The sequence below is a fragment of the Streptomyces sp. JLYT201 genome (genome assembly GCF_059448825.1).
The window spans coordinates 3,519,759-3,541,485 of sequence record NZ_CM182551.1 but is presented as its reverse complement, the minus strand read 5'-3'; the positions used below and the strand labels follow the sequence as shown (position 1 = coordinate 3,541,485).

General features: G+C 72.9%; 19 protein-coding genes. 13 read left to right on the top strand and 6 right to left on the bottom strand.

Annotated elements, in window-relative coordinates:
* Window positions 1–108 precede the first annotated feature (108 nt).
* Both AC5WAM_RS14105 and AC5WAM_RS14100 read right to left on the bottom strand, forming a co-directional pair.
* On the bottom strand, window positions 109–849 hold the full coding sequence (locus AC5WAM_RS14105; protein WP_016641312.1) for a response regulator transcription factor: 741 nt from the start codon (window positions 847–849) through the stop codon (window positions 109–111).
* Window positions 850–915: 66 nt separating this feature from the next.
* Window positions 916–1,665, bottom strand: a complete 750-nt coding sequence (locus AC5WAM_RS14100) for a spermidine synthase family protein (protein WP_495522785.1) — start codon at window positions 1,663–1,665, stop codon at window positions 916–918.
* Window positions 1,666–2,468: 803 nt separating this feature from the next.
* Between AC5WAM_RS14100 and AC5WAM_RS14095 the strand changes: the two genes are divergently transcribed.
* From AC5WAM_RS14095 to AC5WAM_RS14085, 3 genes are all read left to right on the top strand, one after another.
* Window positions 2,469–3,146, top strand: coding sequence for a rhomboid-like protein (locus tag AC5WAM_RS14095; protein ID WP_495522784.1), 678 nt, complete (start codon window positions 2,469–2,471; stop codon window positions 3,144–3,146).
* A gap of 388 nt (window positions 3,147–3,534) precedes the next feature.
* Window positions 3,535–3,885 carry a PadR family transcriptional regulator gene (locus AC5WAM_RS14090; RefSeq protein ID WP_495522783.1) on the top strand — a complete coding sequence of 117 codons (351 nt, stop codon included), beginning with the start codon at window positions 3,535–3,537 and terminating at the stop codon, window positions 3,883–3,885.
* Between the two features lie 40 nt (window positions 3,886–3,925).
* Window positions 3,926–4,681 (top strand): hypothetical protein, encoded by a 756-nt coding sequence (locus tag AC5WAM_RS14085; protein WP_495522782.1) that lies wholly within the window; start codon window positions 3,926–3,928, stop codon window positions 4,679–4,681.
* Window positions 4,682–5,138: 457 nt separating this feature from the next.
* On the opposite strand, the gene AC5WAM_RS14080 is transcribed toward AC5WAM_RS14085, so the two are convergent.
* Entirely contained in the window at window positions 5,139–5,831 is a 693-nt protein-coding gene (locus AC5WAM_RS14080; protein WP_495522781.1) for a GNAT family N-acetyltransferase, read from the bottom strand.
* Window positions 5,832–6,097: 266 nt separating this feature from the next.
* Between AC5WAM_RS14080 and lon the strand changes: the two genes are divergently transcribed.
* Complete coding sequence (gene lon / locus AC5WAM_RS14075) at window positions 6,098–8,515, top strand: endopeptidase La (RefSeq protein WP_495522780.1); 2,418 nt, start codon at window positions 6,098–6,100, stop codon at window positions 8,513–8,515.
* A gap of 146 nt (window positions 8,516–8,661) precedes the next feature.
* Here lon and AC5WAM_RS14070 read toward each other — a convergent pair whose 3' ends face one another.
* A complete protein-coding gene (locus tag AC5WAM_RS14070; protein ID WP_495522779.1) occupies window positions 8,662–9,501 on the bottom strand; it encodes a lysozyme in 840 nt (279 codons plus the stop codon).
* A gap of 315 nt (window positions 9,502–9,816) precedes the next feature.
* Between AC5WAM_RS14070 and AC5WAM_RS14065 the strand changes: the two genes are divergently transcribed.
* Complete coding sequence (locus AC5WAM_RS14065) at window positions 9,817–10,311, top strand: MarR family winged helix-turn-helix transcriptional regulator (RefSeq protein WP_366790273.1); 495 nt, start codon at window positions 9,817–9,819, stop codon at window positions 10,309–10,311.
* Between the two features lie 227 nt (window positions 10,312–10,538).
* Here the strand turns inward: AC5WAM_RS14065 and AC5WAM_RS14060 are convergent, their stop codons facing one another.
* On the bottom strand, window positions 10,539–11,384 hold the full coding sequence (locus AC5WAM_RS14060) for a hypothetical protein (protein WP_495522778.1): 846 nt from the start codon (window positions 11,382–11,384) through the stop codon (window positions 10,539–10,541).
* A 386-nt stretch (window positions 11,385–11,770) separates the two neighbouring features.
* Between AC5WAM_RS14060 and AC5WAM_RS14055 the strand changes: the two genes are divergently transcribed.
* The 5 genes from AC5WAM_RS14055 (at window position 11,771) to AC5WAM_RS14035 (ending at window position 18,124) form a co-directional block, all read left to right on the top strand.
* Window positions 11,771–15,172 carry a sensor histidine kinase gene (locus AC5WAM_RS14055; RefSeq protein ID WP_495522777.1) on the top strand — a complete coding sequence of 1,134 codons (3,402 nt, stop codon included), beginning with the start codon at window positions 11,771–11,773 and terminating at the stop codon, window positions 15,170–15,172.
* Between the two features lie 155 nt (window positions 15,173–15,327).
* Window positions 15,328–15,792: a roadblock/LC7 domain-containing protein gene (locus tag AC5WAM_RS14050; protein WP_495523585.1), complete on the top strand. Its 465-nt coding sequence runs from the start codon at window positions 15,328–15,330 to the stop codon at window positions 15,790–15,792.
* Window positions 15,792–16,214 carry a DUF742 domain-containing protein gene (locus tag AC5WAM_RS14045; RefSeq protein ID WP_366790270.1) on the top strand — a complete coding sequence of 141 codons (423 nt, stop codon included), beginning with the start codon at window positions 15,792–15,794 and terminating at the stop codon, window positions 16,212–16,214. Before AC5WAM_RS14050 ends, AC5WAM_RS14045 begins: the two co-directional genes overlap by 1 nt.
* Entirely contained in the window at window positions 16,195–16,827 is a 633-nt protein-coding gene (locus AC5WAM_RS14040; protein WP_138961772.1) for a GTP-binding protein, read from the top strand. The genes AC5WAM_RS14045 and AC5WAM_RS14040 overlap by 20 nt, the downstream gene beginning before the upstream one ends.
* Window positions 16,828–16,888: 61 nt before the next feature.
* Window positions 16,889–18,124: a styrene monooxygenase/indole monooxygenase family protein gene (locus tag AC5WAM_RS14035; RefSeq protein ID WP_366790269.1), complete on the top strand. Its 1,236-nt coding sequence runs from the start codon at window positions 16,889–16,891 to the stop codon at window positions 18,122–18,124.
* Between the two features lie 95 nt (window positions 18,125–18,219).
* On the opposite strand, the gene AC5WAM_RS14030 is transcribed toward AC5WAM_RS14035, so the two are convergent.
* Window positions 18,220–19,329: a ferritin-like domain-containing protein gene (locus AC5WAM_RS14030; protein ID WP_366790268.1), complete on the bottom strand. Its 1,110-nt coding sequence runs from the start codon at window positions 19,327–19,329 to the stop codon at window positions 18,220–18,222.
* A 210-nt stretch (window positions 19,330–19,539) separates the two neighbouring features.
* Here AC5WAM_RS14030 and AC5WAM_RS14025 point away from each other — a divergent pair, with 210 nt between their 5' ends.
* From AC5WAM_RS14025 to AC5WAM_RS14015, 3 genes are all read left to right on the top strand, one after another.
* Window positions 19,540–20,478: an AurF N-oxygenase family protein gene (locus AC5WAM_RS14025; protein ID WP_495522776.1), complete on the top strand. Its 939-nt coding sequence runs from the start codon at window positions 19,540–19,542 to the stop codon at window positions 20,476–20,478.
* Window positions 20,479–20,600: 122 nt separating this feature from the next.
* Window positions 20,601–21,320, top strand: coding sequence for a TetR/AcrR family transcriptional regulator (locus AC5WAM_RS14020; protein ID WP_138961776.1), 720 nt, complete (start codon window positions 20,601–20,603; stop codon window positions 21,318–21,320).
* 37 nt (window positions 21,321–21,357) lie between these two features.
* Entirely contained in the window at window positions 21,358–21,660 is a 303-nt protein-coding gene (locus AC5WAM_RS14015) for a DUF8847 domain-containing protein (RefSeq protein WP_495522775.1), read from the top strand.
* Window positions 21,661–21,727 lie beyond the last annotated feature (67 nt).

Genomic DNA, 21,727 nt, shown 5'->3' with positions numbered 1-21,727 from the left:
CCGTACCCCGCGCGGCGCCGTGCGCCGTCGTACCGCTCCCGGCGCCCTGGGGCGTCGTGCCGCTCAGGGGGCCGGGGGGCGGGCCGTCGGCGGCGCCGGGGTCCGCGGTCATGGCGTCGGGGTCTCCAGGGCGTACCCGACGCCGTGAACCGTACGGATGCGCTCCGCGCCGATCTTGCGCCGCAGCGCCTTGATGTGGCTGTCGACCGTGCGGGTGCCGGAGGCGTCCGCCCAGTCCCACACCTCGGCGAGCAGCTGCTCGCGCGAGAGCACCGCGCGCGGGGTGTTGGCCAGACACACCAGGAGGTCGAACTCCGTGGGTGTCAGATGCACGTCCTCGCTGCGCACCCGCACCCGCCGCTGTGCGTGGTCGATCTCCAGCTCGCCGAGCCGGAGGATGCCGCTGCGCGGCGTCGTCGCGGCGAGCGCGGCCCGCTCCACGCGGCGCAGCAGCACATGAACGCGTGCGGCCAGTTCGCGCATGGAGAAGGGTTTGGTCATGTAGTCGTCCGCCCCGACGCCGAGCCCGACGAGCATGTCCGTCTCGTCGTCCCGCGCCGTCAGCATCAGCACCGGTACGGGGCGCTGGGCCTGCACGCGGCGGCAGACCTCCAGACCGTCGAATCCCGGCAGCATGATGTCGAGGATCAGTAGATCGGGCTGCCAGGCCTGGGCGGTGTCCACCGCCGCCGGGCCGTCCGCCGCCGTTTGCACGACGAAACCCTCGGCGCGCAGACGGGCGGCGATGGCGTCCACGATCGTCGGGTCGTCCTCGACGACGAGGACCCGGCGCTGTGCTCCTGGCATCGCCGCCGTGGCGCTGTTGTGGGAGGTGTGTGTCTGCTCCATCGCCCCGCCCCTGACGTGATCGCTTGGTGTCCGGTCAGCAGAGTACGGGGCGCGGAGGCACCTCGGCTACGCAGCCCTTGTCGCGAGGTGGACCACGTCCGGTACGCCCCGGGCAACGGCGATCTCTTCCGTACGTACGTGCTGGAATCCGGCATTCCGCAAAGCGGAGTCGAAAGCGGGTGACGGCTGCGCGGACCACACCGCCAGGACGCCGCCGGGGTTGAGGCGGGTGTGACAGGCGGCGAGACCGGTGGGGGAGTAGAGGCTCTCGTTGTCCTGGGTGACGGTCCAGTCGGGTCCGTTGTCGATGTCCAGACAGAGGGCGTCGTACCTCGCGAGGGCCGCGTCGTCCGCGGTCCCGGGTGCGATGGAATGCGGAGATTCCGGTTCGTTGACGCTTGCGAATGCGCCCCTGACATATGCGATCAGATCGGTGTGCAGGATTTCCGTGCGCGGGTCGGCAAGCGCCCGCTCCGAGAGCTCCCCGAGCGGTCCGTCCCGATGCCAGTCGATGACGGCCTGCTCCCGCTCCACCACCGTGATGCGGCCCCAGCGGGGGTCCGCGGCCGCGTGGGCGAGCGAGAAGCCGACGCCCAGGCCGCCGATGAGGACGCTGGGCCGCGGGCGCCCGTCCAGCGCGTCGTACGCGGCGTCGACCAGGAGGCGCTCGGAGCGGCCGTCCGAGGTGTCCATGAGGAACGTGCCGTTGGCGATGATCTGGAGCAGGTCCCCGTGGCGCCGCAGCACTACTTCGCCGTAGGGGCCGTCGCGCCTGTCGAGGACCACGGGGGGATCGGGGCGGTACGGAGTGCGCATCCCCTCATCCTGCTGTCCCCGTGTCGCTGACTCCAGGGAATTAGAGCGCCCCGGAGGGTCCCGGCGGGCCTGTGCGGGACGCCGGGGAATGGTGTCGGGTTGCTGTGAGTTCCTGTGAATCGCGTCGCACGTGGCGTCGGTCATAGACAGCCCGGGGAAGATCAGTGAAACGTGAACGTGATTGATTCGTGATGTAGTGAACGTGATCGATTCGTGATGCAGTCGCGTAGGAAGTTCCTAGTGAAGTTCCGTGACGGAGGGAGCGCCTCAGCGTGAACCGGACCATTTCTGGCGTGGGCACCTCTGTGGGTACTGGCGAGGGCGCTTCTGTGGGATCTGTGGGGTCAACGGGATCTGCGGGATCTACCGGATCTACGGGATCTACGAGGTCCACGAGGTCTGCGGAGTCCATGAGGCCTGGCGGGGGAGCCGCTGCGGCTTCTGGTCGGGGCCCAGGGGCTTTCGGCCCGGGCGGGCCCGAGGCGACCGGCGGCGGAGACGTGCTGGGCGGGGCGCCGGGCGAGGACCTGTTGGGCGAGATACCTCGCGAGGGCGTGCTGGACGCGATGCCGCGGCAGCGGCGGGTGGTCGCGGCTGGGGCGCTCGCGGGGGCGGCGGGTGGTTTTGAGGGGGTGGCTTCCGGGGGCGGGGCTGGGGCCGCGGTCGGCTCTGATGTCGGTTCCGATTCCGGTTCCGGATTGGGTTCCGGTTCGGTCGGGGCGGGTGCTGCCGGGGCCGGTCCGGCCGGGGCCGGTCTGGCTGTGGCCGGGGGCGGGCCGGGCTCCGGCGGCCCTGTCGCTGCGGTGGCCCTGCCCGCCGCGCCTGTTTCCCTCGGCGCCGCCGCGTGGGCCGGGGTCCGCGGGCTGCGGCCCTGGCGACTGCTACCGACTCCCACGAGTACGCCCTTCACCTTCTGTTACGCGGTCGTCCTCCTCGTCACCTCGCTGGTCGCCGAGCACGCCGACCCGTCGGTGATCTCTTCGATGCACCAGGGTTCGAGCACGGATGTCGCCCATTTGGCGGATCGTCCCGTGTTCGTCCTGGTCGCCAGCGCGCTGTGGATCGCGGGCGGCATCACCTCGCCGTACGCCATCGGGTTCCTGTTCGTCCTGACCGCGCTCGAACGGCGCGTGGGCGCGTTGCGCGCCGCGGCCGTCTTCGTGCTCGGGCACGTCGTCGCGACGCTGGCCACGGAAATCCCGGTGGGGCTCTCCGTCCTCGTCGGCCACCTGCCCGGCACGTCGCTGCACCGGCTCGACTACGGCATCAGCTTCGGCGTCGCCGCGAGCGTCGGCGCCCTCGCGGGCGTCCTCGCGCCGTGGCTGCGCTGGGCGGTCCTTGCGGGCTTCGGCTGGATGCTCGTCGAGGACCTCATCGCGTTCACCGACCCGATGACGAACTGGGGCCACCTGCTCGCCCTCACGGTGGGCGTGGCGACGTGGCCGCTGCTGCGGGGCGGTGTGGGGCGGGCTGCGGTTTAGGGGGTGCCGGGGCTCGGCGGGTTGCCGGGGCCGGGTGGGTTGTCGGGGGCTTAGGCGCAGACGCCGGGCTCGGCTTGTGTGCGGGGCTCGGCTCGGGCGGCGTGCCTGGCTCGGGCGGCATGCTCGGCTCTGGTGGCGGCCTTGGGCTTGGTGTGGCCCTGGGCTTGAGCCGGGGCCGGGGCCGGGGCTGCGCTGCTGGCCGGTCGTTGGCTTCGGCGGTGGCGGTGGCGGTGGCGGTGGCGGTAGCGGTGGCGGCCTGGCGGCCTGGCGGCCGTGGGCCTGGCCGTGGTGCCACCCGGCGGCGGTTCCTGGAATCTGTGACGGCGTCGGAAATCAATGCGCGTGAGACTCTTGCGGCGCAAGGCAATGGGCGACTATCTTGTACCGCATGACAAAGGAGCTGTCTGCGTCGCACGACCAGCGCCGTAGCCAGCTGCTGCGCGGGGTGCTCGATCTGTGCTTGCTCGCGCTCATCGCGGAGCGTCCTCGATACGGCTATGAGTTCGTGGAAGCCCTGACCGAGAGCGGCCTCGACCTGGTGAGCGAGGGGAGCATCTATCCCTTGCTCGCGCGCATGGAGCGGGCCGGCCTGGTCGACTCCTATCGCGCTCCGTCCGCAGCGGGCGGAGCCCCGCGCAAGTACTACCGCCTCACCGAGGCGGGCGCGACCGAGCTGACCAGCGGCCGCACCACCTGGACCGCCTTCACGGGCGCGGTCTCCAGCACCTTGGGGACGTGACCAGGACGCACGACACGGCACACGACGGGGGACGAAACTCATGACGTACGAAACGAAGAACGAAGCGGCGACCGGAGCAACCGCGATCGGCGGCACGGCCCTCGGTGACACGCCCGCTGACGAGGCAAGGGTCCGCGAAGCGACGGCCCGCGAAGCGAAGGGCGGAGGGGCACCTCCACCGGGCGGTCGCGCCTCGGACCGCGACCCACTGGACGAGGCCGCGCGCGACACCGGCCTCACCCGCGAACGCGTCCTGGCGATCTGCCGGAGCAACTGGGAGTACCGCGGAATCGACGACGCCTCCCTGCGCGAGATGCTCGCCGAGCTCTCACATCACCTGGAGGAGGCCGCCGCCGCTGGCCGCACCCCGCAGGACGTGGTCGGGCCCGACGTGAAGGCGTTCGCCGCCTCCTGGGCCCGCGCGCACACGCCCCTGCCGCTGCGCATCCTGCGCATGGCCGCGCTGATCCCCTTCGTCGTCGGCTCCCTGCTGCTGCTCACCCACCTCATCGACCGGACTCTGACCCTGTCGATAGAGGCGCCCCGGATCGCCTTCTACGGAGCGCTGGCAGCAGGCACCGTCATCTTGGAAATGCGGCGGGGGAACCTCGGCTTCAGAGGCTGGATGCTCGTCGGCCTGGCCGCGCTGCCCGTGGCGGCGCTCGTCGGCTGGCTCATAGGCGATGACCCACTCTTCCACCTGCCGCTCTGGGGCACGCTGCTGTTCTTCCTGCCCGGCCTGCCTTACGCCATCAAGGATCACCGCGCGAGAAAGGGCGAGCCCTCGCAGGACTGAGGGAGCCGGTGCCGCCGAGGGGGTTGGCGACGCGCGAGGAGACGGACCGGCGGGCCGCCGGGGCGGTTCAGCGGCCGACAGACCGGGCCCGCGCTCGTGACGGCCAGCGCCCGTGACGGCCAGCGCCCGTGACGGCCAGGTCCGTGGCGACAGACGGTCACCGACGAGCCGGGCGGCAACTGGCCCATCGGCAGCCAGCAGCCCACGCGGCGGACAAGGCGATCACCGGCGTGAGGCATCGGGCAGCAGCCGTGCGGCAGCTGGGCCGAGGCCGCCACGCCAGGCGACCCCGGCGGCCAACTGCCCGCCACGCCCCTCACCACCAGCCCGCAGCACCCGTCACCGGCTCGCAACGCCAGCCCCCAGCTCCCAGCACCCGCCCCCAGTCACCGCTCACCGAACCCGTCGTCGGCCACCGCACCCATCAACGCCCCACCCATCAACACCCCACCGCCGTTCAAGACTCGTCCGGCCCCTTGCGGCGGGCGCTCGTCAACGGAGCCACCACCCGCCAGCCGAGCGCCTCGTACAAGGCGCGTCCCTCCACGGTCCCGGCCAGGACGCCGACCTCGCAGCCCTGCTCGGCCGCGGCAGCCTGAAGCGTGCGCATGACCAGACTGCCGAGGCCGCGGCGGCGGTGCTCCGGTGAGGTCTCGATCTGGTCGGCGACCGCCGTGCGGCCCGTCGGTGCCATCTGGCCGCGTGCCGCCCAGGAGCCGTCAGCCGCAGTCACCATCGTCCGTACGACACCGCCCCGCGTCCACGTGCGCAGCCGGTAACCCTCGGGTGCCACCAGGCGATCCGGGGCCACCGGGGACAGGGCCACCGTCATCAGATAGCCCTCCTCCGGGTCGACCCACCACTCCGGGCCGAGCCACGGCATGACCCGCGACGGCTCCGCGAAGACCTTCAGCCAGATGTCCGCACCCGACACCGACGCCGCGACCTTGCGCACGTCGGCCTCCTGTACGCCGCCCTGGGGCAAGCCGAAGACGTGGCGGGACGGATGCTTGGCCAGGCCGACGTCGATCGTGTAGCCCCACGGCTCCACCGCCGGGGGAGCCGCGCCACGGGAGACGACCCAGCCGTCGACCCAGGCGCGCACCGCCTCGTTCGCTCCCATGACCTCCGTGACCTCCAAGGCCCCCATGGCCCCCAAGGTCGCTGTGGCCTCCGCGGCCGTCGTAGCCCCCGTCGCTTCCATCCGTACGTCTCCCAACGTCGACTGGCCGCGTAATGGACAGTCAAGAGGTGTAGCCATAACGAGTAATGGTTGAAATGGCTTGGTGAATGTTACTTAGTGGCGTCTCTGTGGCGGCAGAGGTGATCGCTCACAGCGAACAAGCCTGTGGGAACAATCAGGGACTCACAACCATTGAGTCGGTATAGCTCAACTTGAATGCCGAAGGGGAGATCATGGCTGCTGAGTCCACGGCTAACACATCGCTCGCTCTGCCCGTGCTGCCGCTCGACGACGAGGTCGTGCTGCCCGGCATGGTGGTGCCGTTCGACCTGTCCGACGCCGACGTACGAGCAGCGGTGGAGGCCGCGCAGGCCGCCGCGAGGTCCAGTGGGAGTAGCAGCAAGCCGAAGGTGCTGCTTGTTCCGCGCATCGACGGGACGTACGCGGGCACCGGTGTGCTCGGCACCGTCGAGCAGGTGGGCCGGCTGTCGGACGGCGACCCCGGTGCGCTGATCCGCGGGCGGGCCCGGGTGCGCATCGGTGCGGGCACCACCGGCCCCGGAGCCGCGCTGTGGGTGGAGGGAGCGCAGGTCGAGGAGACCGTGCCGGACCCGCTGCCCGGGGCCACGGCCGAGCTGGTCAAGGAGTACAAGGCGCTGGCCACGAGCTGGCTGAAGAAGCGCGGGGCCTGGCAGGTCGTCGACCGCGTGCAGCAGATCGAGGACGTCTCGGCGCTCGCGGACAACTCCGGCTACTCGCCGTTCCTGACCACCGAGCAGAAGGTCAAGCTCCTGGAGACCGAGGACCCGACGGTCCGTCTGAAGCTCGCCACCGAGCAGCTGCGCGAGCACCTGGCCGAGCAGGACGTCGCCGAGTCGATCGCCAAGGACGTCCAGGAGGGCGTGGACAAGCAGCAGCGCGAGTTCCTGCTGCGGCGGCAGCTGGAGGCGGTCCGCAAGGAGCTGCGCGAGCTGAACGGCCAGGAGGGCGAGGAGGAGTCCGACGACTACCGCGCCCGGGTCGAGGCCGCCGACCTGCCGGAGCACGTGCGGGAAGCGGCCCTGAAGGAGGTCGAGAAGCTGGAGCGCACGAGCGACCAGTCTCCCGAGGGCTCCTGGATCCGCACCTGGCTGGACACGGTCCTGGAGCTGCCGTGGACCGAGCGGACCGAGGACGCGTACGACATCAAGGGCGCGCAGGAGGTCCTGGACGCCGAGCACGCGGGCTTGCAGGACGTGAAGGAGCGGATCACCGAGTACCTGGCGGTGCGCAAGCGGCGCACGGACCGCGGCATGGGTGTGATCGGCGGCCGCCGGGGCGGCGCGGTGCTCGCGCTGGTCGGGCCGCCCGGCGTCGGCAAGACCTCGCTCGGGGAGTCGGTGGCGCACGCCATGGGGCGCAAGTTCGTGCGGGTCGCGCTCGGCGGCGTGCGGGACGAGGCGGAGATCCGCGGCCACCGGCGCACCTATGTGGGCGCCCTGCCGGGGCGGATCGTGCGGGCCATCAAGGAAGCCGGTTCGATGAACCCGGTGGTGCTCCTGGACGAGATCGACAAGGTGGGCTCGGACTTCCGGGGCGACCCGGCGGCCGCGCTCCTCGAAGTGCTCGACCCGGCGCAGAACCACACCTTCCGCGACCACTACCTGGAAGTGGAGCTGGACCTGAGCGACGTGGTCTTCCTGGCCACGGCCAATGTCCTTGAGGCCATTCCCGAGGCCCTGCTCGACCGCATGGAGCTGGTCCGACTCGACGGCTACACCGAGGACGAGAAGGTCGTCATCGGCCGGGACCACCTGGTGCCCCGCCAGCTCGACCGGGCCGGACTCGCCGAGGGCGAGGTGACGGTCGACGAGAGCGCGCTGCGCAAGCTCGCCGGGGAGTACACGCGCGAGGCGGGCGTGCGCAATCTGGAGCGTTCCATTGCCCGGCTGCTCCGGAAGGTCGCGGCGCAGCACGAGCTGGGCGAGCGGGAGCTGCCGTTCACGGTCGGCGCGGAGGAGCTGCGCGGTCTGATCGGGCGACCGCACCACGTGCCGGAGTCGGCGCAGGACCCGGCCGAGCGGCGCACCGCGGTGCCCGGCGTGGCCACGGGGCTCGCGGTCACCGGGGCGGGCGGCGACGTGCTGTTCGTCGAGGCCTCGCTCGCCGACCCGGAGACGGGCGCGGCCGGTCTGACGCTCACCGGGCAGCTGGGTGACGTGATGAAGGAGTCCGCGCAGATCGCGCTGTCCTTCCTGCGCTCCCACGGCGCCGAGCTGGAGCTGCCCGTCGGCGATCTGAAGGACCGGGGCGCGCACATCCACTTCCCGGCGGGCGCGGTGCCCAAGGACGGGCCGAGCGCGGGCATCACGATGACGACGGCGCTCGCGTCGCTGCTCAGCGGCCGTCTGGTGCGCACGGACGTGGCGATGACCGGTGAGGTGTCGCTGACCGGCCGGGTGCTGCCGATCGGCGGCGTCAAGCAGAAGCTGCTCGCGGCCCACCGCGCCGGGATCACCACGGTGATCATCCCGAAGCGGAACGAGCCGGACCTGGACGACGTCCCCGCCGAGGTCCTGGAGAAGCTCGACGTGCACGCGGTGACGGACGTCCGGCAGGTGCTCGACCTGGCGCTCGCGCCGGCCGAGGTGAAGGTTCCCGCCGCGGCGTGACGGGCGCGGCGGGGCGGTGAAGGTCCGGGGCTGTGAGGGCCCCGGACCTTGCCGCACCCGCTCTCGTGCGGCTGCCCGAGTCTGCCGGTCGGCCGCGCCTGTCGGTCGGCCGAGTCGGTCGGCCGGGTCCCGGCCGGGGCGATCGGTCAGCCGTTGGCCAGGGCCTGTACGCGGTCGTAGGCGCCGTTGAACTTGTCGTGGTCGCCGACGATCGGGCCGGAGGACGTGTACTGCCACATGGTGTGGAAGTCCCAGCCTGCGGGGAGTTCGCCGGGGCTGGTGTTGTAGCGCGCGATCCACAGCGGGTGGGCGGAGGCGAAGCCGCCGTAGTTGCCCGTGCACTGCTTCCACCAGGTGGTGGCCGTGTAGATCACGGCGTCGCGGCCGGTGCGGGCCCGGTAGGTGTCCAGGAAGTCCTGGATCCAACTGACCATTCCGCTCTGGGACTTGCCGAAGCAGGCGGCGCCGTAGGGGTTCCACTCGATGTCGAGGGCGCCGGGCAGCGTCCTGCCGTCGCGGGACCAGCCGCCGCCGTTGTCGACGAAGTAGTTGGCCTGGGCGGCGCCGCTGGAGGTGTCGGGGGTGGCGAAGTGGTAGGCGCCGCGGATCATGCCGACGTTGTACGAGCCGTTGTACTGCTGCGCGAAGTACGGATTGCGGTAGGAGGTGGACTCCGTCGCCTTCACGTAGGCCCATCGGACGCCGCTGTCCCACAGGGCCTGCCAGTTGACGTTGCCCTGGTGGCTGCTGACGTCGACGCCCTCCGTCTGGGCGGCGTCGCCGCCGCTCGGCTTGCCGCCCTGGCCGTCGTGTTCGATGACGCCCTGGCCCATGCGGGCGCTGCCGCGCGGCGGGATGTCGTCACCGTCGGCGGACTGGGCGGCGCCGGGCAGGGCGACGAGGAGCGCGAGGGCGGACAGGACGGCGAGGAGAACGCCCGCGACGGAATGTCCGCGGCGGGCCGTACGGGATCTGTGCACGGGCATGGCGTGCCTCCGAAAGGCCTCGTGGAGCCCGTTCGGCGGGGGCGTGGCCGAAGGTGTGGCGCTTCGCCGGTCCGGCGGACGGGCTCGGTGGGGGGACCTGTCGACATGTCGCTGAACAGCCCGCGCCGAGGGGCCCGCGGCACGGGACTACTGGTGTGAACATGTCACTCATGACGCTACGCACGTAGACAACGGGAGGGAAGAGGCTCTCGTGGCCGCCGTTGGTCTACGCCTGCGAAATACTGGGCGAGCTGCGGCGATGGCTGCGGCTGGCGAAAACTTTCAGGATCGGGAAAGTGCGGCAGGGGTGCTGACATGCGTGAGGACACGCACCACGGCGGGGGTTCGGGCGGGGACGCGGCGGCGGTGGGCGGTGGTGTGGACCACGAGTTCCTCGCCCTGGAGCGGGAGCTGACGCTGCTGCTCCGCCGCGCCCGGGCCTCGTCCGGCGAGATGGCCCGCCAGGTCCACCCGGATCTCGAACCGGCCGCGTACGGGCTGCTCGCCTTCCTGGACGAGTCCGGGCCGCGGCGCGCCACGGATCTGGCCGCCTTCATCGGGGTCGGCAAGGCCACCATGAGCCGTCAGTTGCGCGCCCTGGAGCAGCTCGGCCTGGTCACGCGGGAGCCGGACCCCGCGGACGGCAGGGCCTGGCTCGTGCGGCTCACGGAGGAGGGCAGGGACCGGTTCCGCACGGTGCGCCGCGGGCGGCGTGAGCGGTACGTGCGGCAGCTCGCCGGGTGGGACCGGGCCGAGGTGGCCGAGCTGGCCCGGCTGCTCCGGCAGCTCAACGCGCGGGCCGAGCTCTAGGCGACCCGGCTCCGACCCGGCTCCAGCCCGGCTCCGGCCCCCGCTCCGGCCCTGGCTCCGGTCCCGTTGCGGCCCGGCGCCCCCTCCCGCTCCGCGCGACGCCGCTTCGCACCATGTCGCCCGGTGCCGCCCCGTCGGCGTAGTTCCCGGTGCAATTCCACTTCGTGCGCGGGTACATGACCCGAAGCGGTTGCGCCGGTACGGGGACGGGCGGGTCGAAGGTCCGGCTACAGCTCCGCGTACACCACGGCCGCGTCGTCGTGCCGCTTTCCGCGGGGGAACGCCGTGCCGTCCGGGTCCGCCGCCTCCAACTCGCGTACGCGCTCGACGAGTCCCCGCGGGCCGTCCTTGCGCAGCAGCGCGAAGCAGTCGGCCCAGCCGCCCTCGCGGAACGTCTCGACCCAGCGCCCGGCCCCGTCCGTGAGCGCGGCGAGGGCGGTGACGGCGGAGCGGGGCAGTTCGCCGGTGACCGCGAGGGCGGCGACGTCCGGGTCGGCGGCGGCGGTGTGGAAGCCGCCCTCGGCGTTCCGCAGGGCCTCGACGGCGGCCGCGTACTCACCGCCGAGCGCCCGCCGTTCGGCGGAGCCGCGCGGCAGCGCCCGTACGGCGTCGCGCAGGGCGCGCACGGCGGCCGGAAGCTCGTCCAGACGCCGGTCGAGGACCGCGTCCACCGCGCCGCCGGGCCCGGCGATGAGCAGCGCCGAGTCGGACAGGACGAGGTACGAGACGCGCTCGGCGTCCCACCGGGCGAGGACCACCGTCGCCTGCGGAGTGCGCGGGTGAGAAAGGTCACAGGTGTCACGGTGGGTGTCCGCGGTGCGCGAGACGGCCGCCGCGAGAATCTCAGGGAGCGTCAGGTCCGGTCGTGAAACGGACAGTTCGCCCAGTGCGCCGCCGAGGCGCGCGGTGAACCAGGGGACGGAATGCAGACAGCCGACGTCCTCCGCCGGAGGCGTCACGCCGTCGAGCAGGACCAGTGATCCGCCCTGTCCGGACGCGGGCAGCGCGACCGAGGCGTAGTCCTCGTTGGGGCGGTCGGGGTCGCCGGGTTCGGTGGCCAGTTCGATGCGCATCCGGTCAGTCTGCCCGAGGCCCGCCCGGGCCCGGCCGGAGGGCGCGCGCCGCTGCCGGGGCGGCACGCCAGCAGTGGTCAGGGCAGGGGAAATCGGCCGGAACCGACGGCTCCGAAGGGTGTGGCGGCGCATCCTGCCAAAGCCGTCCACGGACGTCCAACCGGCGTGCCGCGCGCGGCCCGCACGACACGCAGCGTGACTTGCTCGCCAACTCCCAGTCGATGTTCACTCCTTCAGGTGGCCAGGCAGACGATGCGAGACTGCCGCGCACCGGCACTGGAATCGTCTGGCAAGGTCAGGGTCCGTGCCGGGAGCGCTCGCGTTGACGGATCGTCACCCGGGCCCTAGGGCAGACGAAAACAGGAATGCGAGCTCCGGTGCAAGAGATGCGGCCTCGGCGCGAAGGCAGCCAGAAGGCCCCGGGAGGGGCCAGACCGGGCGCCGCGACCCCTCCCTCCGGCCAGGGCGCCGCCGCGGGGCGCGAGGGCCGCGCGGAGACCCCTGCCACCGCGTCCACAGGGGCCACCGCGTCCACAGGGGCCACCGCGTCCACAGGGGCCGCCGCGTCCACTGGGGCCGCCGCGTCTGCGGAGGCCACGAACCGTACGGAACCCCCGGCCCGCGCCGAGCACCCGACCGGCGCCTCACCCCGGGCCCAGCACGCCACCAGTACCCCGTCGGACGCCGAGCGACCGTCCGGCGCGGGGCCCCGGAGGCAGCGCGGCACCGGCGCCCAGACCCGCGCCGAGCGCCCCACCGGCGCCTCGCCCGCGCCCTCACCCGCCCTCAGCGCTCCGGCGGACGCCGAGCAGACGTCCGGCCCGGCCCGGCCGGCGCCGCAGCAGGGCGCTGCCGCCCAGCCGGCGCCGCAGCAGGCCGCAGCCGCACAGGCGTCCACACCGGCCGCCCCGGAAGCCGCAGCCCCGCAGCCTCCCGCCCCGGCCACCCCGCACGCCGCAGCCCCGCAGCCAGAGTCCCCCCAGCCCCCCAAGGCCCGGGTCCGCAACCGGCTCATCGTGGCCGTCGCCGTGGTCGCCGCGGCCGTCGCCGGGGCCGGGGCGCCCGCGATCGTCGCCGCCTCCGGGGACCTCGGCGACTCGCAGAGCCTCGTCACGCTGTCCGAGCTCACCCAGCAGGCCATCACGCTCAGCCACTCGCTGGCCGACGAGCGCGACGAGGTCACCGCCTACATCGCCGCCGGCCGCCCGGACGGCAAGGGCCTGTCCGAGAGCCGCAGCGCCCGCGTGGACCGGCGGATCGAGGAGCTGCGCGAGGCCGCCGCCGACGCGAACACCAACAGCTCCGTCACGGCCGGGCTCCGCCGGGACCTCGCGGAACTCGCCACCGTGCGGCGCTCCGCGCTCACCGGCAGGAGCACCGCCCTCGACGCCCACAAGGCGTACGCGAAGGCCATCGACGAACTCCACGCCCTCACCCGCGAACTGGCCGAGAAGCTGCCGCCGCGCGCGGGCTCCGGCGCCTACGCGCTCGCCGACCTCGACCACGCCGTCGACCAGGCGGGCGCCACGCGCGGCCTGCTCCTCGCCGCCCTGTCCGTGCCCCGCCCGGCCGCCACCGGCTCCACCGTCGACCCGGTCACCGGCCTGCCCACCTCCGGGACCGGCCAGTCGGACGCCGAGGCCGGGCAGCGCGACGACCTCAGCACCGCGGCCCAGCAGGCCCACGTCCGCGAGCTCGCGGCGCTCGCCGACTTCCAGGGCGCCGCGCCCGGCAAGGCCCGCGCCACCTACGAGTCGACGGTCACCGGCTCCGAGGTGACCACCGCCGAGCAGTACCTGGGCCGGCTCACCGACGAGCGCAAGCTGTCCGCCGCCGACCAGCGCCTGGACCGGGACAAGGTCAACGCCGCGCTCTCCGCCCGCATCGAGGCCATGCGCGGCGCCGAGAACGCGCTCGCCGCCGACCGTACGAAGAGCCTCGCGGACCTGCGGGACGACGATGTCACCGCCCTGGAGATCAGGGTGGCGCTCGTCGGCGCGCTGCTGCTCCTCGCCGTGGGCGTCGCCATGGCGACGGCCCGCTCGCTCACCCGCCCGCTCGCCGTGCTCCGTCTCGGCGCGGCCCGGGTCGCGGCGGCGCCCGCGACGGCGGAGCCGGTGCGGTTCACCGGCCGCGACGACGAGTTCGCCGCCGTCGTACGGTCCGTCAACGCGCTGCACGGCCACGCCGTCGCCGTCCAGGAGCGCCTCGGCACGCTCGAAGCCGACCGCAAGCACCTCATCGGGCGGCGCCAGACGATGGCCGACGCCCGCCAGGCGATGGCCGACGAGCGCGACGCGCTGCGCGCCGAACTCGCCGAAGCCGCCACGCACCTGGAGCGGGTGCGGCGCGGCATCCAGGGCACGTTCGTGAACCTCGCGCTGCGCACGCTCGGCCTCGTCGAGCGCCAGCTCGCCGTCATCGAGAACCTGGAGGAGCGCGAGCAGGACCCCGACCGGCTCGCCACCCTGTTCAAGCTCGACCACCTCGCCACCGTCACGCGCCGCCACAGCGAGAACCTCCTCGTCCTCGCGGGCGCCGACCACGGCCACCAGCACGCGGGCCCGGTGCCGCTCGTCGACGTCGTGCGCGCCGCCGTCAGCGAGATCGAGCGGTACGAGCGCGTCCGCATCGCCACGCTGCCCTCGCACGCCCACATCGCCGGGTTCGCCGCGGACGACATCAGCCACCTGGTGGCGGAGCTCCTGGAGAACGCGACGTCGTTCTCGCCGCCCGACTCTTCCGTCGAGGTGTCCGGCTGGCTCCTGGAGAACGGCGAGGTGATGCTCTCCGTACAGGACGACGGCATCGGCGCGAGCGTGGAGCGGCTGCGGGAGCTGAACGCGCGGCTCGCCGAGTACTCCGCGTTCTCCCCCGAGGACGCGTACGAGCACGAGAGCGGGGACGCGCTCGGGCTCGGCCTGTACGTGGTGGCCCGGCTCGCGGCCCGGCACGGGGCGCGGGTGCGCCTTCGCGAGCAGAAGCAGGGCGGCGTGGCCGCCGTCGTGGTGCTGCCCGGCGGCATACTCACCGAACCGCCCGCCGCAGCCGTGGCCCCGGCGGCCGAACCGCCCGCGCCGCCGCTCGCCGCCGCACCCCCGCCCGCCGCCGCGCCGCCCCTCGCCGTGCCCGCGGCCCGGGACGGGGAGTCACCCGTGTCCCTGCCCGGCTCCGAGGCGGAGGCCCGCTCCGAGGCAGAGGCCCGCTCCGAGGCAGAGGCCGACTCCCACGAGCTGCCGCCGCGCCCGGAGCAGCGGGACCCCCTGATCGCGGCCGCCGAGACCACCCTGGAACTCCTGGCGCCGACCTTCGGGACCGACCACCCCGACCGGCCCCAGGAGCCGTCGGCGCACGCGCGGCCCGCCGATGACGCGCCCGCCGGACCGTCGGCCCGCCCCCAGCAGGAAGCGCTGACCCCGGCGCACCCCGGCCGCGCCGAGCCCGAGGCGGACACCCCGCCCCAGGGCGCGGCCCACGACGCGCCCCACGACGCGCCCCAGGTCTTCACCGCCAAGGGCCTGCCCAAGCGGACCCCGAAGGTCAGCCCGATCGCCGGGGGACTCGCGCCCCGGCCGCGCCCCACCGGTGTCGACGCCGAGGAACTGCGGCGCAGGCTCGGGGGGTTCCAGCGGGGCGCCAGGAGCGGGCGGCGCGACGTGGCGGCGGAGCTCGCCGGGGAGGCGGCCCGCGGCCGGGGCACCGCCGGGCCCGAGGGCACGGCGCGGGCGACAGGCACAGCAGAGACCGCAGATGTTCCGGGGGACCCAGTCGAGGAGGCAAGCAGTTGACTGCGCCCATGCGCACGCCCGGTTCTTCCGCCCAGACCACGAAACCCGAGGAGTCCGCGAAACCCGGACGGCCCGACGGGACCGGACGACCCGCCGAGGCCGCACGGTCCGACGGGACCGGACGGTCCGCCGAGGCCGCGCAGCCCGGACCCGCCGTGCACGGCCTGAGCAGCGAGGCCCGCAATCTGCACTGGCTCCTGACGAACCTCGTCGAGGAGGTCACCGGCATCCTCTCGGTCGCCGTGGTCTCGTCCGACGGCCTCCTGCTGCTGTCCTCCGACCCCGCCCGCAACGCCGAGCGCCGCCCCGCCCACCGCCCCACCGGGCCCAGGGGGTCGAGCGCGGACCTCGCCACCATCGTGTCCGGGCTCGGCAGCCTCACCCTCGGCGCGGCGCAGCTCATGGACGGCGGATCGGTCAAGCAGACCGTCGTCGCCATGGCCGAGGGCAGCCTCTTCGTGATGGCGATCAGCGACGGCTCGCTGCTCGGGGTGCACGCGACACCCGACTGCGACATGACGGTGGTGGCGTACCACATGGCGCTGTTCGTCGGCCGGGCCGGGCACGTCCTGACGCCCGAACTCCGCAGCGAGCTGCGGCAGTCGATGGAGAGGGTCTGATGGGCGCGGGCGCGGCGGCGCCCCGCCTGCCGGTGCGTGGCGCCGACCGGAAGCCCGCGCGGGTCCGGCCCTACTCGCTCACCGGCGGCCGCACCCGCTTCGGGCACGTCCTGCTCGTCGAGACGTTCGTGGCCGCGCAGCCCGCGCTCGAAGCGGCCGAGGAGCGGCGCGAGCTGGGGCGGGGCGACGCGCTGGGCGCCCGGGTGATGCCGGAGCTGCTCGCGATCGTGGAGCTCTGCCGCCGGATGCGTACGGTCGCGGAGATCTCGGCGCTGTTGAAGATACCGCTCGGCGTGGTCCGCGTGCTGCTCAGCGACCTCGCCGACCAGGGAAGGATCCGCGTGTACGGGACGGGCCACGGCCCGGGGCGGCCGGACCGCGCGCTGCTGGAAAGGGTGTTGCATGGGCTCCGCGGTATCTGAGACCCGGGTCCAGGAACTGCTCGACGGCGAAGAGGCCGTACAGGACTGGCAGCTGGACCGCACGCGCGCGCCGATCGCCACGAAGATCGTGGTCGCGGGCGGCTTCGGCGTCGGCAAGACGACGCTCGTCTCGGCCGTCTCCGAGATCACGCCCCTGCGGACGGAGGCGCTGATGACGCAGGCCAGCGCCGACACCGACGATCTGAGCGCGACCCCGGGCAAGACCACGACCACGGTCGCCATGGACTTCGGCCGCATCACGCTGGCCGACGACCTCGTCCTGTACCTGTTCGGCACGCCGGGGCAGCAGCGCTTCTGGTTCATGTGGGACGACCTGGTGCGCGGCGCGATCGGCGCGGTCGTCCTCGCCGACACCCGCAGGCTCACCGACTGCTTCCCCGCGCTCGACTACTTCGAGAGCTGCGGGCTTCCGTACGTCGTGGCCGTCAACCACTTCGAGGGCACCGAGCGCTACGAGGCGGAGGACGTCCGCGAGGCACTCACCGTGGCCGACCGGATACCCGTGCTGATCATGGACGCGCGGCAGCGGCCCTCCGTGATCGAATCGCTGCTCGCCCTGGTGGGCCACGCGCTGGACGAAACGCCCGAGTGACGGCTCGGGCGTGCCCGCGCCCGTGCGCCCGCCGCGTTCCATGAGGTAGGGAAGGACCCGCATGCGCAAGATACTCATCGTCGGAGCCGGTCAGTCCGGTCTCCAGCTCGCGCTCGGACTCCAGTCAGGGGGGTACGAGGTCACGCTGATGTCCAACCGCACGGCGGACGAGATCCGTTCGGGGCGGGTCATGTCGACGCAGTGCATGTTCGCCACCGCGCTCCAGCACGAGCGCGACCTGGGGCTCAACTTCTGGGAGTCGCAGGCCCCGGACATCGAGGGCGTCGGCGTCTCCGTCGCCGGGCCCGACTCCACCCGCGTCATCGACTGGGTGGGCAGGCTCGACGGCCACGCGCAATCCGTCGACCAGCGCGTGAAGATGGCCGGGTGGATGGAGACGTTCGCCCAGCGCGGCGGCCAGCTCGTCATCCACGGCGCGGCCGTCGGCGACCTCGACTACTTCTCGCGCGCCTACGACCTGGTCCTGGTGTCGGCGGGCAAGGGCGAGCTGGTGTCGATGTTCGAGCGCGACCCGCGGCGCTCGCCGTACGCCGTGCCGCAGCGGGCCCTCGCCGTCGCCTACGTCCACGGCCTCGGGCCGCGCCCGGAGCACCCCGAGTTCGACGCGGTCCGCTGCAACCTCGTGCCGGGGGTCGGCGAGCTGTTCGTGATGCCGACGCTCACCACGTCCGGGCGGGCGGACATCCTCTTCTGGGAGGGCGTTCCGGGCGGCCCGCTCGACGTCTTCGACGGGGTGAAGGACCCCGGCGAGCACCTCGCCCTCACCCTGGAACTCCTGGAGAAGTTCCTGCCCTGGGAGTACGCGCGCGCCACGAAGGCCGAACTGACCGACGCGGGCGGCACGCTGGCCGGGCGGTACGCCCCCACCGTGCGCAAGCCCGTCGGGCGGCTGCCCTCCGGCGGCCTCGTCCTCGGCGTCGCCGACGTGGTCGTCGCGAACGACCCGATCACCGGACAGGGGTCCAACTCCGCCTCCAAGTGCGCGGCGTCGTACCTGGCGTCCATCGTGGAGCACGGGGACCGGCCCTTCGACGAGGCCTGGATGGAGGCCGCGTTCGAGCGGTACTGGGAGACCGCGCGACACGTCACGAAGTGGACCAACGCGATGCTGGCGCCGCCGCCGGAGCACGTCATCGGCCTCCTCGGGGCGGCGGGCGACCTCAAGCCCGTGGCCGACCGCTTCGCCAACGGCTTCAACGACCCCGCGGACTTCGAGGGCTACTTCTACGACCCCGCGCGCACGGAGGCGTACCTGGCGGAGGTGGCCGGGGCGTAGCCCTCGCGGAGGGTGCCGGACGGGCTGAAACGTGCTGCGAGTGGCACCATGCAGCCCGTCCGGCGCTTGAGGACGAGGCGCGGAGCGCCGATCGGCTAGTCGGCAGCGGTGCCCGAGGCGATCGTGGCCTCGACCTCGGCCACGCGCCCCCGCTCCTCCGCGGCGAAGCGTTCCGCGTCCAGCTTCTCCGCGATCTCCTCGTCCTGGGCCATCAGCAGGTCCAGGTTCGCGTCGCCCATCTCGAAGACGCCCATGTCGACGTAGGCCCGCTGGAGCCGTTCGCCCCACAGACCGATGTCCTTGACGCAGGGGACGATCCGGCTGAACAGCAGGCGGCGGAAGAGCTGGAGGTACTCGGAGCGCTCGCTGTACTCCCCGGCCTCGCGCCGCGGGATGCCGAAGTTCTCCAGGACCTCGACGCCCCGCAGCCGGTCCCGCATCAGGTAGCAGCCCTCGATGACGAACTCCTCGCGCTCGCGCAGCTCCGCGTCGCCGAGCTCCTTGTAGTGGTCGCGCAGGGCCATCCTGCCGAAGGCCACGTGCCGGGCCTCGTCCTGCATGACGTAGGCGAGGATCTGCTTCGGGAGCGGCTTGTCCGTGGTGTCGCGGATCATGCCGAACGCGGCGAGGGCGAGGCCTTCGATGAGGACCTGCATGCCCAGGTACGGCATGTCCCAGCGGGAGTCGCGCAGGGTGTCGCCGAGCAGCGCCCGGAGGCTGTCGTTGACCGGGTAGAGCATGCCGATCTTCTCGTGCAGGAAGCGGCCGTAGACCTCGGCGTGCCGGGCCTCGTCCACGGTCTGGGTGGCGGAGTAGAACTTCGCGTCCAGGTCGGGCACGGACTCCACGATGCGGGCCGCGCACACCATGGCCCCCTGCTCGCCGTGCAGGAACTGGCTGAACTGCCAGGAGGCGTAGTGCTTGCGCAGCTCACCGCGCTCGCGCGCGGTCATCAGGTCCCAGTGCCGCGTGCCGTACAGGGTCATGGCCTCGTCGGGGGTGCCGAGCGGGTCGAGGGGGTCCACCTCCAGGTCCCAGTCGACGCGCTTCGCCCCGTCCCACTGCTTGTCCTTGCCCTTCTGGTACAGGTTCAGCAGGCGCTCGCGCCCTTCGTCGTACTCCCAGCTGAAGCGGGCCGCTCCCGTGGCGGGCACCTGCCAGGTGAGGTCCTGCTGGCCGTTGACGTACAGATCGCGTGTGGACACGGACGGCTCCTCACGGTCTCGGCGGCGCCGAAGTCCCCGCAACCGCCGCGAAATGGTGGCTGGTTGGCAGGCTCACACGGTGGTAGACGAGCGGTCAACAAGTTGCGCACAGGGGATTGACGGTCTTGCTGACAAGCAGTCTTATAAGAGGTGACCGCTGGTAACCCGCCTCAGGCACCTCAGACAGCACCCCGAAGAGCAGGAGACCTCATGACGACCGTGACCGAAGACGGCGAGCTCACCGTTCTGCGGGACGCGCTCGGCCTGCTCAAGGACCGCGAGCAAGTGGCCGTACGGCTCCTGGAGTCCTCCGCCAAGCACTCCTTCGACCCGGACCGGGAGATCGACTGGGACGCCCCCGTCGAGGACGGCAAGTGGTTCTGGCCGCCGGAGCTCGTCTCGCTCTACGACACCCCGCTGTGGAAGCGGATGTCCGAGGAGCAGCGCTTCGACCTCGCCCGGCACGAGGCGGCCTCGCTCGCCTCGCTCGGCATCTGGTTCGAGATCATCCTGATGCAGCTGCTCGTACGGCACATCTACGACAAGTCCGTGACCAGCGCGCACGTGCGGTACGCGCTCACCGAGATCGCCGACGAGTGCCGCCACTCGATGATGTTCGCCCGCATGATCCAGAAGGGCAACGCGCCCACGTACCCCGTGACGCGGCTCAACCACAACCTCGCCCGCGTCCTGAAGACCGTCTCGACCACGCCCGGTTCGTTCGCCTGCACGCTGCTCGGCGAGGAGATCCTCGACTGGATGCAGCGCCTCACGTTCCCCGACGAGCGCGTGCAGACCCTGGTGCGCGGCGTGACCCGCATCCACGTCGTGGAGGAGGCCAGGCACGTCCGCTACGCGCGCGAGGAGCTGCGCCGCCAGATGGTGACCGCCCCGCGCTGGGAGCGCGAGCTGACCCGGATCAGCTCCGGCGAGGCCGCCCGCGTCTTCTCCATCGCCTTCGTCAACCCGCAGGTCTACACGGACGTGGGCCTCGACCGCCGCGAGGCCGTCACCCAGGTCAAGGCCAGCGGTCACCGCCGCGAGGTCATGCAGAGCGGGGCGAAGCGCCTCACCGACTTCCTCGACGACATCGGGGTCCTGCGGGGAGTGGGCCGCAGGCTGTGGAAGTCGTCGGGCCTGCTCGCCTGAGCGCGCCGAGGGGCGCGGGGCCGTGCCGAGGCGCGGCTCCGCCGCGCGGGCGCGACCGGCCACGGCGAACCCGCAGGTGACGGAAGGCCCATTGGTACGACAAGCCGGTTACTCTGCGGGGCATGACCACTACCCGTGCGTACCGACGCCTCAGCGTCGAGGCGCGGCGCAGCCAGCTGCTCGACGCCGCCCTCTCGCTGTTCGCGCACCGCGCGCCCGAAGAGGTCTCGCTCGACGACGTGGCGGAGGCCGCGGGCGTCTCGCGCCCCCTCGTCTACCGCTACTTCCCCGGCGGCAAGCAGCAGTTGTACGAGGCCGCGCTGCGGTCGGCCGCCGACGATCTCGAACGGTGCTTCGCCGAGCCCCAGGACGGGCCGCTCACCCAACGCCTGTCCCGGGCCGTCGACCGCTACCTGGCGTTCGTGGACGAGCACGACGCCGGGTTCAGCGCGCTGCTCCAGGGCGGCAGCGTCGTGGAGACCTCCCGGACGACCGCCATCGTGGACGAGGTCCGGCGCTCCGCCGTCACACACATCCTCGCCCACATGGACCTCGCCGAACCGGCCGGGCCGCGGCTGCGCACGACCGTGCGGATGTGGGTCACCGCGGTGGAGGCGGCCTCCCTGATCTGGCTCGACGAGGACAAGCGGCCGCCGCTCGACGAGCTGCGGGAGCTGCTCGTCGAGCAGTTCGTCGCCCAGGTCGCGGCCACCGCGGGGCGGGATCCGCAGACCGCCGACGTGGTGCGCCGCGCCCTCGCCCTGGAGAGCCCCGAGGGGCCGGTGGGCGAGCTGGTCCGACGGATCCTGCCGGTCGTCGCCGAGGCCGCGCACCTGGTGTGACGGGCGCCCGGGGCGCGGGGTGACGGACACTGGGCCGGTGAAGAGTGAAGACACCCCCTTCGTGGGCGGCCCGCTGGACGGCCGCGTGCTCCCGGTCCTGCTCGGGCCGACCGGTCATCCGCCGAAGGTGTACCGGGTCCCGGTGCCGGACGACGCGGGGGGCGAGCCCACGGTGCTCGTCTACCGCCGAGTGGCCGCCGAGTCCGCGAAGCGGTTCGGGCTGCACGCGGGCTGGCGGTACGAGTACGCGCCCGACGCGGATCCCCGCGGTGGCCGCCTGCGCGACCTGAAGTGGCCCTGGTCCAAGCCGGGCCCTCCGGCCGGGCGGGTGAGCGACTGAACCCCGGTGGCCCGCCGGCGTGCCGCGCGCTCGTCCTCCCTCGCCGGACGATCCCGATCCCGCCGCG